The 14,468-nt window shown below is 64.7% G+C and carries 1 protein-coding gene; it reads right to left on the bottom strand.

The genetic code is table 11. The features are described 5' to 3' along the window. Positions 1-14,301: an amino acid adenylation domain-containing protein gene (locus AC1DWA_RS27650; protein ID WP_477917328.1), complete on the bottom strand. Its 14,301-nt coding sequence runs from the start codon at positions 14,299-14,301 to the stop codon at positions 1-3. Positions 14,302-14,468: the final 167 nt, after the last annotated feature.

Genomic DNA, 14,468 nt, shown 5'->3' with positions numbered 1-14,468 from the left:
TCAGCCGCGCACGTCTTGGATCTCGATCAGAGCGTCCAACTCGGCGTCGACGTCCGGGGCCGCGTGACGACCGGTTCCGACCGCCAGGTTGATCACGGGCCCGATCGCCTCCAGACCTGCCTCGGTGAACATTTCGGCGTGTGACGTGGGCACCGGACGGTCGATGATCACCCCGGACACGAACGGTCGCCACGCCGACGCCGTTCGCAGCGGGTCGAAGGTGTCGGTCTGTGCCGAGAAGAACAGCAGATCGCCCACGAACTTGCCCGGGCGGTACCGGTGGGCAAGCTCCGCGCCTGCGGAGTATTCCTCGAACAGTCGCTCGATCCGATCGCTCGAGACCAAAGGGTGATCGCCGATGGCTTCATGCAAGAGCGCTTCGGCGTCCTCCGGTGTCAGATCACGCTCGTCGGCGTCCGGGACCGAGATCCCCAACCCGCCGATCAGTTCGGCGAGAGAAGGCTGCGCGCCCGCCATCGTCGGGTCTTCGAGAACGAAGCTGTCGAGCAGAATCAGGTCGGCGACGCTCTCACCCGCTGCTTGCAACTGCACCGCCGCCGCGTGAGCGATCAATCCCCCGATCGACCACCCCAGCAGGTGATACGGACCGTGCGGCTGAACTCCACGAATTTCGTCGACGTACCGCGCCGCGAAGTCCTCGATCAGCTCCGCCCGGAATTCGGGGTCCGTCAGAATCGGCGACTGCAGGCCGTAGAGCGGCCGGCTGGAATCGACGTACCGATCGAGTGCCCCGTAGCACCAGGCCAAACCGATGGCCGGATGGATGCAGAACAGTGGCTCGGCGCGGCCTTCCGGGCGTAGTGGCAGGACTACTGCAAGTGCGGAGGTATCCGCGTCACTTGTCACAACTGTTGCCTCGAGTTCGAAGAGTCTGCGCGCCAATGCCTCCGGTGTCGGGTCGGAGAATATCCACGCGACGGGGACGGCCATACTGGTGCGTTCCTTGATGGCAGCGACCAAACGCGTTGCCATGAGCGAGTTTCCGCCGAGTTCGAAGAAGCTCGAATCGGCGTACGTGTCTGCGTCGGCGAGATCGAGGACCTCCGCGAAAGCAGCGCAGATCGCAATCTCGTCGCTGCCTTCCGGACTGCGTCCACTCGGCGACTCCCAGAGGGGCGCAGGCAGAGCTGCGCGATCCAGCTTGCCCGCCGGTGTGGTCGGGACTGCACCGATCGTGACAAAAGCGGACGGGATCATGTGCGCAGGCAGGGATGTGCCTGCGTGGCGTCGTAGTGCGGTGACGTCGACGTCCCCGTGTGCCGGGACGACGTACGCGACGATCCGAGCGTCGACGCCGTCGCCGACGACCACGCTCACAGCCGAATGCACGGACGCCTCCGACGCCAGCACCGCGTCGATTTCACCGAGTTCGATCCGGAACCCTCGGACCTTGACCTGGTGGTCCGCGCGTCCGAGATAGACAAGCGACCGTGCGCGATCTTCACGCACAAGATCTCCGGTGCGGTACATCCGAGAGCCTTCGGGTCCGTGCGGGTCGGCGACGAACCGCGCTGCCGTGAGCGCGGGGTTGCCGAGGTACCCGCGGGCGAGACCGTCGCCGCACACGTAGAGCTCACCGACGACCCGTCCGGGGACCGAGTGCAGTCGGGAATCGAGAACCATCGCATCCACGCCTCGGATCGGACCGCCGATCGTCACGGTCTCCCCCGCGACGAGTGAATCGCTGATGGTGACTGCGACGGTGGCCTCGGTCGGGCCGTACGCGTTGAACATTCGGCGCCTCGGCGCCCACCGAGATACGAGGTCGGCGGTGCAGGCGTCGCCACCGACAACGACGGCCTCGAGATGGTCGAGACCGGCGGGATCGACAGTCGCCAGGGCGGCCGGAGTCACGAATGCATGGGTGATCGTCTGCTCGTCGAGCAGTTCGTGCAATTCGACACCGCCGAGAACCGTCGGAGGCGCAATCACCATCGTTGCGCCGGCGCCGAATGCCAGAAGGAGCTCGAGAACCGACGCGTCGAAGCTCGTCGAGGCGAAGCTCAGAGCGCGAGAGTGCGCGGTGACGCCGAAACGTTCCCGCTGTTCGTCGGCAAACGCGGCCAATCCCGCGTGAGTGACCAATACGCCCTTGGGTTTTCCGGTCGAGCCCGAGGTGTAGATCAGGTAGGCCGGGTTGTCGAACTCGAGTGGTGCGTCCGGCAGTGTCTCGGAATGGGCTGCCTCGATTTCGGTGGTGAATTCGACCGCGTCGAGCTCGATCCACGACGTGGCGCCCGGAAGGCCGGCCACATACTCACCCCTGGTGATACCGAGTACCGCCCCACTGTCGGTGAGCATGTGCTCGATCCGCTCGGCGGGGTACGCCGGGTCCACGGGAAGAAACACTCCGCCGGCTTTCGCTACGGCCCAGAGCGCGATCACATAGTCGGCCGACCTCGGAAGCGCGAGTGCCACAATCATTTCCGGCGCAATCCCGCGAGCGATCAACGCAAACGCCATCGCGTCGGAGCGTCGGTCGAGTTCGCCGTACGTGAGCGTGGCGGAAGCCGCGACGTCGACGATTGCCGGAGCATGCGGATCGGCCGCGCCGCGAAGCAGCAACTCCGGCAAGGTCAAGGCATCGCCGGCCGGACGTCCGGGCAACGCACGCAGGCCACGTCCCGCAAGATCCACGTCACCGACGACGGCGGAGGGCTGGGCAGTCAGTGTCTCGATGACCGTTTCCAGCATCACCGCAAACGACTCCGCCGTATCGGTGTCGAAGAGGTCCTTCGCGTAGGTGAGGGAGGCCTCGTAGCCGCCGCCTTCCTCCGCGGTCTGTTCGACAACGGTGAACTGCAGGTCGTACTTGGCGATGTCCGGTGTGATCTCGTGGGCACGAACGGCAAGTCCAGGCAGGTCCCACGTCGTCGGGTGGGCGCCGTGGAACGAGATCATCGTCTGGAACACCGGATGACGGTCGGTGGTCCGGGTCGGCGCCACAACGTCCACGACCTGCTCGAACGGAATGTCCGCGTGGGCGAAGGCGTCGAGATCGACGGAGCGGACAGTACGCAGAACGTCGACGAACGTCGACCCGGGATCGACCGTCGTGCGCAGTCCGACCGTGCCCACGAACATTCCCACGAGGTCGTCGAGAACTCGGTGTCCTCGCCCGGCGACCGGAGATCCGATCACGATGTCCGTGCTTCGACTCAGCCTGGACAGCAGCACGGCATAGGCAGCGTGCAACACCATGAACGGCGTCGCCGCATTCGAGCCGGCGACCGCCTCGACCGCGATCCGGGTGTGCGCCGGAAGCGAGACCGCGGTGTGGCCGCCGCTCAACGACTGGGTGAGCGGGCGCGCTCGATCGTTCGGAAGGTCGATCAGCTCAGGTGCTCCCCGCAACGTCTCCCGCCAGTACGACGCCTGTGCCCCGAGCACGCTCTCGGATTCGTTCACAGAGCCCAGCGCTTCCCGCTGCCAGATGGCGAAGTCCGCGTAGTGCACTTCGAGCGGGGTGAACTCGGGAGCGTGTCCCGAACTTCTCGCGACGTAGGCGGTGAGCACGTCCTTCATCAACGGCGCGATCGACCATCCGTCCGCCGCGATGTGGTGGATCACGATGACAAGCGTGTGGTGCTGCGGCGTCGACTCGAGCAGGAGCGCGCGAACGGGAGCTTGGGTCGTGATGTCGAATCCACGCGACGCGAATTCTCGGGCGAGCTCTGCCGGTTCACGGGTGTCCGCATTTGCGTACTCCAGCGAGGTGAATGCATCCTGGATCACCTGGTGTGGGCCGGTGTCGGAGTCGGGGAACACCGTGCGCAGGATTTCGTGCCTTTCGATCACGTCGAGGACCGCAGCTTCGAGGGCTGGGACGTCGAGTGCACCGTCGAGGGAGATCGCGGCAGGGACGTTGTACGCGGGTGAGCCGGGATCCATCTGGTTGAGGAACCAGATGCGGGCCTGCGCGTAGGACAGCGGAATTTGCTCGGGGCGGTCGACGGCGGTGATCGGTGGTAGCGCCTTCGCCCCGGCGGATGTGTCGAGCACGGTGGCAAGTTCCCGAATTTCGGGGTGCTCGAACAGCATTCGGACAGGTACCTGCCTGCCCAACGATTCGCCGAGTCGCTGGGCCAGTCTGGTGGCGAGCAGTGAGTTGCCGCCGAGTTCGAAGAAACTGTCCGACGCACTGATCTGTTCGATACCCAGCAGTTCCGCCACGACGCCGGCAACCTGGAGTTCGGTCGCGGTGGTCAGCGGCTCGACACTCCGCTCGGACGAACGCAGTGTCGGCGCCGGCAGCGCCGATCGGTCGAGTTTCCCGACGGGGGTCAGCGGAACGTGCTCGATCGGGGTGATCGCCGACGGCACCATGAAGGCGGGCAGTGAGCGGCGCGCATGGATCAGCAATTCGTCCATCTCGACCGCATCGGAGCCGAGCACGACGTACGACGCCAACATCGTCTCACCGGAAGCTGCGTCGATGCCCACGGTGACCGCGAACTCGACGCCGGGGTAATCGCTGAGGACGGAGTCGATCTCGCCCAGTTCGATGCGGAATCCGCGTACTTTCACTTGGTGATCAGAGCGTCCGACGTATTCGATCGTCTCGAGCGGCGTCCACCGAACCAGGTCACCGGTCCGGTACATGCGGGCGCCGGCCGGGCCGAACGGCGCTGCCACGAATCGCGTCGCCGTCAACGCGGGTTGGTCGAGGTAGCCGCGGGCAAGTCCGAGGCCGGCGATGTAGAGCTCACCGGTGACCCCGACGGGTACCGGCTGAGCCGAGCCGTCGAGAATTACCGCGGACACGCCCCGGACGGGCCCGCCGATGGTCACGGTCTCCCCCACCGTCAGGGCATCGCTGATGCACACCATGACCGTGGTTTCCGTCGGCCCGTAACCGTTGAACAACCGGCGACCCGGTGCCCACTTGCGGACCAGTTCGGGTGAACAGGCCTCGCCGCCGACAACGATCGACTGCAAGACGTCCAGCCCGGTGGGATCGACCGAGGCCAGCGCTGCCGGCGTGATGAACGCGTGGCTCACTTGCTGATCGGTGATCAGTTTTGCGAGGTCCTCGCCGCCGTACACATCGGGAGATGCGATCACCATCGTCGCGCCCTCACCGACAGCGAGCAGCAGTTCGAGGATGGATGCGTCGAAGCTCGGTGAGGAGAAGTGCAGCGTCCTCGACTGCGCCGAGATGCCGTAGCGCGCAGTCTGCTCGGCGGCCAATGCGCTCAGGCCACGGTGAGTGACGCTGACACCCTTGGGCTTTCCCGTCGATCCGGAGGTGTAGATGATGTAGGCGAGGTTGTCGATTCGGATCGGCGCGGCAGGAACCGGATGCCAGACACCGTCGCCGTGGATGTCGTCCATCGTCATCCACGGAACCGGACGGGGCAGTGATTCGACCACCGCTTCCGTTGTCACTCCGCGAGTGGCTCCGGAGTCGGTGAGCATGTGCAGAATGCGATCGGCTGGGTACCGCGGATCGACCGGAACGAACGCGGCGCCGGTCAAGGAAACGCCCCACAACGCGACGATCGAGTCGATCGAACGCGGAATCGCTATCGCCACAATGTCTTCGGCGCCGATACCTTCCGTGGTCAAACGGCGGGCAAGCGCCGATGCACGGGAGAAGAGATCTCGGTAGAGCACGGTGGTGTCACCAGATCGAAGGGCCACCGAATCGCCTGAACGGGTGGCGGTCCGCGTCAATATTTCGGCCAAGGTGCGCGAACTGGTCCACGCCGGACCTCGTACCGGCATCAGCGACGCCCGCTCGAGGGTGCTGAGGAATTCCATGTCGTCGATTGCGGTGTCCGGGTCTGCGGCGACGGCTCGGGCCACCGACTGCACACGTGCGGCGATCGTTTCCGCGGTGGAAATGTCGAAGAGCGCCTCGGCAAACCTGAGCGACCCGGTGATCTCCGCCTTCTCGGAATCGCCTGCCAGCAGGGTGAACTCGAGGTCGAACTTCGCGACGGACGGTTCGAGCGCTTGCGCCTCGAGATGCGCGTCGTGGACGGTTACCTGCGGCGAGACCACATTCTGGTGGTACGACAGCATGACCTGAAACAGCGGGTGTCGCGTAGTGGACCGGTCGAGATCGAGGGCGTCGACCAGCACCTCGAATGGCAACTCGGGGTGCGCGAAGGCGGCAAGGTCGCGTTCACGGACGACCTCGAGCAGGGAGGTGAACGACGCTCGGTGATCGACCGGTGTGCGAAGCGGTACCGAATTGACGAACATCCCGATCAGGGAATCCAGTTCGGGTCGGCCGCGGCCTGCCACCGGAGTGCCGACCACCACGTCGTCGGTAGCACCGAGACGCGCCAGAGCAACCGTCAAGATCGCGTGTACGACCATGAATTGCGTCGTGCCACTGCGCCTTGCCAAGGCGGCGAGCCGCTCCCCGGTCGCCGCGTCGATGACGATCGGCACCGATCCGACGGCGGTCGTGGTGACAGATCCGCGTGGGCGATCCACCGGTAGCAGTACCTCGTCCGGGGCACCAGCCATGGCAGCGGTCCAGAAGGTCAGCTCGCGGGCAACCAGAGACTCCTGGTCGTCGATCTGCCCGAGCGAGTCTTGCTGCCACACCGCGTAGTCGGCGTACTGCACGTCGAGCGGTATGAAAACCGGGGCGTCTCCGACGACGCGTGCGGAGTACGCCGCGACGAAATCTGTCGCGAAGGGAGTCAGGGACCAGCCGTCGAAGGCGATGTGGTGGATGACGACGACCAGTACGTGAGCGAAAGTGTCCTCGCGCACCAGCATGGCCCGAATCGGCAGATCCGAACCGAGATCGAACCCACGCGCCGCGAACTCCGTCGTCGCGGATTCGATACCTTCGGATCCGCAATAGCGCTCGACGGAGAACTGCACGTCGGAAATTGCTCGGATGACCTGGCTCGGGCCGTCGGCGCTGTCGACGTAGATCGTTCGAAGCACCTCATGGCGTGCAGTGACGTCCGCAAGCGCCTCCTCGAGTGCATCGCCGTGGATGTCTCCGGTGATCCGGATCGCGAACGGAATGTTGTAGACCGCGGACTGCGGGTCGAAGCGATTGACGAACCACAGGCGCTGTTGCGCAGCGGAGAGCGGTAGTCGGTCCGGGCGAGCACCGGCGCTCAGAGCAGGTCGATCGTCTGATTCTTCGGCGCTCGCCGCCAGACGTGCAGCGAGCGCTTCGACGGTCGGCGCTTCGAAGATCGAGCGCACGTCCACAGCGAGTCCCGTCGCTGCGCTCAACCGCGCGGACACCTGCGTCGCGACGAGTGAGTTGCCACCGAGATCGAAGAAGCTGTCTCCGGCCCGGACATCGGGTACGTCGAGCAGTGAAGCGAACACGTCGGCGACGGTGCGTTCGAGCCCGGCCTCGGGTTCACGACCCGTACCGAGGACTTCGCGCGGTATCGGCGTCGGCAAGGCTCTCCGATCGAGTTTGCCGACCGGAGTCAACGGAATCGCGTCGATCGGGGTGATCGACGACGGAATCATGTACCGCGGCAGCGTGTCGGCGAGTGCCGCAAAGAGCGACTCGATATCAGCGTCGCCGCTGAGCAACACGTACGACGCCAGAGTGGTGCCTGCGGCGGATTCGACGGGAATCGTCGTGGCGAAGTGAACGAGAGGGGAATCCATCAGAGCAGCGTCGATCTCGCCGAGTTCGATGCGGAACCCGCGGATCTTGAGCTGATGATCGCTGCGGCCCACGTAGCGAAGGGTCAGGTCCTTGGTCCAGCGGACCAGGTCACCGGTTCGGTACATCCGCGCACCGGACGTCGAGTACGGATGCGCGACAAAACGATCCGACGTCAGCGCGGGACGAAGGTGGTAACCGCGTGCAAGCCCCGGCCCACCGATGTACAGCTCGCCGACGCCGCCGATCGGGACCGGTTGCAGCCGAGCGTCGAGCACCACGGCGTCGATTCCGCGGATGGGACCGCCGATGGTGATCGGATCGCCCGGTGAGAGTGGGTCACTGATGGCAACCATGACAGTGGTTTCGGTCGGACCGTATCCGTTGTGCAGTCTGCGCCCGTTGCCCCAGCTCGAGACCAATTCCGGGGTGCACACGTCGCCGCCGACGACTACGCATTCCAGTGCCGTCACGCCCGCCGGATCGACGGTCGCCAGAGCAGCCGGAGTGATGAAGGCATGAGTGACCTCGCGGCTTCGGAGGAACTCGCTCAACGCCTCCCCTCCGTAGATGTCGGGAGGGGCGATCACCATCGTCGCGCCGGTCGAACCGGCGAGCAGTAGCTCGAGTACGGCGCCGTCGAAGCTCGGTGACGCAAAATGCAGAGTCCGCGACCCGGCGGTGATCCGGTACCGATCCTGTTGTTCGCGAGCAAGATTGGCCAAACCTGCGTGAGTGACGACGGTGCCCTTCGGCACTCCGGTCGAGCCGGAGGTGTAGATGRCGTACGCAGCCGACGCCGCAGTGATCGACGCTGTTCTGTCAGCGTCGTCGATGGCAGCGTCGGAGTAGGCGGCACATTCTGCAACCGTGTCCGCGTCGCCGAGGTCGATCCAGACTGCGACGTTCCCGCCGGTTGCCGGACCGGCCGCAACCTCGGCGGACCGAATTCCGATCCGCACACCCGAATCCTCGAGCATGTGCGCAACTCGATCTGCGGGATAACGGGGATCGACCGGGACGAAAACGCCGCCGGCTTTGGTGACCGACCAGACTGCGAGCACGGAGTCGACCGATCGGGCGACGGCCAGTGCGACCGGTGTCTCGGGGCCGACGCCCAGGTCCATGAGGTATCGGGCGATCCGATTCGATCGACGCTCCAGCTCCCCGTACGAGAGTGAGCGCTCGGAGTCTTCGAGGGCGATCGCGTCGGGATACGTCCTCGCGGTATCCCCGAGGATCTGCGCCAGCGTCGATTCGCCCACCGAAGCCACGCCGCGCCGCGGCAATATCGCGGCACTCTCCCGGGATCCGAGTACACGAAGGTCACCAACCGGTGCAGTCGGTCCCGACACTGCCGATTCCACGAGGGTCACGAAGTTTCGCGCCAAGGCTTCGACGGTCGCGTTGTCGAACAGGTCGGTGGAATAGGTGAACGTGGCATCGATTCCAGCTGCGGTCCCGGACTCGTGACGTTCGGTGACGGTGAGCTCGAGGTCGAACTTGGTCAGCCCCGTCTCGACTGCCCGCGCCGTCATCGACACCCCGGCCAGTTCGGCTGTGTGAGCGGTGGTTATCCGAGAGGTGATGGCAGCTTGAAAGACCGGATGGTGCGCAGGCGAGCGGTCCAGTTCGAGCGCGTCCACGACGACGTCGAAAGGCACGTCCGCATTGTCGAAGGCATCCACGTCGACGGCCCTGACCTGCGACAGGTGTGCGGCGAACGTCGCGTCCCGATCGACGACGGTCCGCAAGGCCAGAGTGTTGACGAACATGCCGACGAGCAGATCGAGAGATCTGTCCCCTCGTCCTGCCACCGGTGTTCCGATGACGATGTCGTCCGTGCCGCTGTACCTGGCCAGAAGCAGGGCGAAGCACGCATGCAGGGCGATGAACGGCGTGGCGTCGTGATCGCCGGCAAGTACAACGAGCTTCTGATGAGTGGAAGCGCCAATTCTGATGTCGACTCCGGCCCCGCGCATGGTCGGGTCGAGTGGGCGCGGACGGTCCGTCGGCAGGTGGAGTTGCTCGGGCGCTCCCGCCAGCTGCTGCTTCCAGAACGCGATCTGTGAGTGGGCAAGCGAATCGGTGGATGCCGCGTCGCCGAGGTGTTCTCGGTGCCAGAGCGTGTAGTCGGCGTACTGCACCGGAAGGGGCGCCCACTGCGGGCTGTTGCCGCCGACGCGGGCGGCGTAAGCGCCGGTGAGATCAGCAGCCAACGGCGCGAGCGACCAGCCGTCGGCCACCATGTGGTGCAGAACTACGACGAGGACTGCTTGCTCGTCATCGCCGTCCTTGCCATCGCCTTCCTCATCGTCGGCGACAGTGATCAGCAGGTAGCGGACCGGGCGTTCGCGGACCAGATCGAAACCCGCCGAGGAGAATTCGAAGATCACACTTTCGAGATTCTCGCGTTCCACTTCGATCGACTCGAGCCCCGCGATACCCTCGCCCAGGCCCAGAACCTTCTGCGTTGCGTTGTCCCCGATTTGAGGAAACACGGTGCGTAGTGACTCGTGACGTGTCACGACGTCCACGATCGCGGCGCTCAGTGCGTCGGGATCGACGTCGCCGCGCAACGACACCGCCAACGGAATGTTGTATGCACCTGATTCCGGTGCGACGCGGTTCAGGAACCACAGTCGCTGCTGCGCGGGAGCGAGAGGTAGTACCGCCGGCCGGGCCACGACCTGGATACCGTCAGCGTCCGGGGTCTGGGCGGCACGCTCGATCGTCGCCGCGATCCCGGACACCGTGGGATGGTTGAAGAGCGCACGCAGTGGCATACGAACTCCGGTGGCTTCGGTCAAGCGCGCCACAGCCGTCGTCGCTACCAGCGAGTTTCCGCCCAAATGAAAGAAATTATCGTCGAGCCCGAGCGGTCCGCTACCCAGGATGTCAGCCAGAACCGCGGCTACCTTGCCCTCGGTCGGGGTCGTCGGGGGCCGGAAGACCCTGGTGGAGGCGAGGATCGGCGACGGCAGCGCACGCCGGTCGAGTTTTCCGTTGGTGGTCAACGGAATCGAATCGATGACCATGAAGGCATCGGGAACCATGTAGGTCGGGAGGGCTTCGGCGGCGTGCGCGCGAAGGGCTTCGGCGTCCACGGCGTCCGAAGCGGTCACATAGGTCACGAGAGCGCCGCCGGCCGGCGTCGGAGCCACGACGGTCACGGCGTCGTCGATTCCCGGCGCGCCGAGGATGACGGAGTCGATTTCGCCGAGTTCGATCCGGAATCCGCGGATCTTGACCTGCGCGTCGCCGCGTCCGAGGTACTCGAGTTGTCCAGGCGCAATCCATCGTGCGCGGTCACCGGACCGGTACAACCGTCGTCCGCCGGCATTGAACGGATCGGCAACGAACCGGCCCGCGGTGAGGTCTGGTCGGCCCAGATAGCCACGGGCGAGTTGACCGCCGGCGACATAGATCTCCCCCGCAATCCCCACCGGGACCGGGGAGAGATGCTCGTCGAGCAGGTACACACGAAGTCCGTCGATCGCGTCACCGATCCGGCTGCCGGTAACCGCACTCGCGCTCGCCCGGTCGATTTCGAGATGGGTGACATGCACCGTCGTCTCGGTGATGCCGTACATGTTGACGAGTGCGGGCCCGGATTCCGTGTGATCGTCGTAGCCCGCGTGATTGTCATACCAGCGCCCGAGGCGACGAAGATCCAAGGCTTCGCCACCGAAGATCACGTACCGGAGCCGGGTCGCCGAATCGGCCCGAAGGTCGGCTTCGATGTACTGGTAGAAGGCCGAGGGCGTCTGATTGAGCACGGTGACGCCTTCTGCGGCGACGAGCGCGCGGAAGGCATCGGGGTCGCGTGAGACTTCGTGATCGACCAGAACCAGCGTTCCACCGTGGAGCAGCGCGCCCCACATTTCCCACACCGAGAAGTCGAAGGCGAACGAGTGGAACATCGTCCACACGTCGTTGCCGTCGAATCCGAATTCGACCTGCGTGTTCTCGAACAATCGCACCACGGTGGCGTGAGTAACCGAGACGCCCTTGGGTCGGCCCGTCGACCCCGAGGTGTAGATCACGTATGCCAGATTGTCGACTCCGTGCCCGCGCGGGCACTCATCGGTTTCCAGACCCTCACCGGAGTACTCGTCGGAGTCGACCCCGACGACCACCACGTCAGAGTTCGGGAAGGCGGAGTTCGGGAAAGTGGAATCGGAGATGACGCACACCGGTTGCGCATCCTCGACCACGTATGCCAAACGCTCGGCGGGGTGCGCACGATCGAGTGGGAGGTATCCGCCGCCGGCCTTCACTACCGCGACAGCGGCAACGATCATGTCCACGGATTTCGGCAGCATGATTCCGACCAACGACTCGGATTGCACGCCATGCTCGACGAGCTTGCGCGCCAACTGATTCGATCGTCGATCGAGTTCGCGGTACGACACGCGCTCGCTACCTGCGACAACGGCGATCGCTTCCGGGGTCGCCCGAATGTGATCGGAAAGGATGTCGGAGAGCGTTCGGACCGGGGTAATCGGGAGAACGGGCGGCACCAGCGCCTGGCGCGCGTCCGGGCGGAGCAGATCCACTGAGCCGAGCGCCGAGTGCGGAGCACCGACCATCGCGGTCAAGATTCGTAGATACCGGTCGGCGAGGTCCTCGGCTTGCTCCTTCGTGCCGAGCCAATCCAGAACACCGGAGATCGGCTGATCGAAATCGGCATGCTCACCAGTCGGAATCGCCAGGGAGACAAACAGTTCGGGCACGGTGGCCAGATCCGATCCGATAGGCGCACCGACCATGAGCCCCGGAAATCTCGGGTGAGCATCCAGCGGCTCCTCGAAGCAGACCATCGCCCGGAACAACGGGCCYGTCTCCACCCAGCGGCCGTCACCGAGTGCGGCGGTCACCGAAGACAGAAGAATGTCTGCGTGTTCGAAAGCTTCGATTGCGACGGTGTCCACCGCACCGACCAGGTCGTTGAGCGTCATGGTGTTCGACACCGTCGAGCGAAGCACCAACTGGTTGGCGAACATCGAGACGAAATCGTCCGGGTTCGAGGCGCCGTACCCGCGGACCGAGACGCCGATCGACACCTCGTCAGCCGAACCGACGCGGCGCAGCAGTCCGGCCATCGCAGACTGGAACAGCACGAACAGACTCGTGTTCATCGTCGTCGCCATCGTCTCGAGGCGGCGGCAGAGGTCGGCCTCGATCTCGAGGGGCGTGGACGTCCGACCGGATCCGGCGACGACCGGCAAACCCAGATCCTCGGCGGGGTTCGACAATGTCGAAGACCAGTACTCGACGTTGCGGGCGTGTTGAACTTCGACGATCCACTTCCCCGCGGCGTCCGGGTCGATGTCCATCAATCGAGTTCCCGATTCCGCAGCGCAGAACAATTCGAGGAATTCGAGGAAACGTCGGTGGTGACGCGTGATGTCCTCGTTGGTGTAGAGGTCTGGGTTCGCGGCGAAGTCGATCTGGATCTCTTCGGCTGCGGAAGTCTGATAGACGTTGACCGAGAGGTCTTCGATCGGCCCGGTCGAGATCACGTTCAGTTCGCCGTGCGCGTCCCCGAGAGTGATTCCCGAGTGGAACAGCATGAGGTTGATCAACGGCCCGTGGAAGCCGCGTCCGTCGGCGATGCTGTGATCACCGGCGTTGAGGTCGCGTCGTAGGTCCTCGTGGCGGTACTTCTGATGACGCAGTGCGCCGGTGAGTTCGATCTTCACCTCGTGCAGCAAGTCTCCCACCGCGAAGTGCGGATCGACACTCGCACGTATCGGGACGACGTTCGACATCATTCCGCCGGACCGGCGAGCAGCTTTCGTCGTCCGCCCCGAGACCGGCAGGCTGAGGACCACGTCGCGGGTCCCGGTGGCCCGGGCGAGGTAAGCCGCCAGTGCACCGATCACCACTGACGACGTAGTCACGTCGTGAGCGACGGCAAGCCGTTCGAGGGAGCTTCGCAGTTCCGTAGGTACCGTCGCCGACCGAAGGCGTGACCACGCCTGCGACGGAGCAGTCGAGGACGCGAGCGAGGTTCCGCCCGGCTTGTCGGCCATCTTGGTGTTCCAGTAGTCGCGATCGCGCTCCCACCGGGAAGAGCCCAGATAGTCGGCCTCTGCCTTCACCAACGATTGGAGGGGGGCAGTTACCGCTGGGGGAACTGGCAGATCCCGCACCGCGGCGGTGTAGATCTCGGCTGTGCGGTTCATCATCGACATCGCGCCGAAACCGTCGAGCGCCACATGATGAATACGGCTGTACCAGTAATAATGGTCGTCGCGAAGCACAAGGACTGCCAGCCTGACCAGGCGATCGGTGAACGGATCGATGGCAGCAGTGTGCTCTTTGCGCATCCATTCTCGCGCCGCCGATTCCGGATCGGATTCGGCGCGCAGGTCGACCACGTCGAGGGAGTCGTCCATGTCGAGATCGAGCCACTGACGCGCAACCCCGTCCACCTCGACCAGGCGCAGGTATCCGGAGCCGATCTCACGGCCGGTCTGTTTACTGGCAGCGGTCAGCAGCTCGATGTCGAGCGGGCCGTCCACGTCGACGTACTGAGCGATGCTGACGGGAATCTCGGGTCGAAGCTGTTGTGCGACAAGCAGGGAAAGTTGCGCGGCAGAAAGAGGGAAGGTGAGTTCGTCGTCCGGACGAGCTGCGGAAACGATTCCTCGGTCGGGACTGCCATCCACACGAATCTCCCTCTTACAACTTGATCATGATGCAAACAGGTATATGCGTCCGCTGGACGCTTCGAACTGATCGGGGCACTTCGAAATGAGACGAATACATTGGAAAGCTCGGGTGGAAACTGGCAAATCGCCCGCCGGAGATCACATCGTGACAATCAGCTGCGATG

Source organism: Rhodococcus sp. P4_F3_2 (genome assembly GCF_056401335.1).
This window is presented reverse-complemented; position numbering and strand designations above follow the sequence as displayed.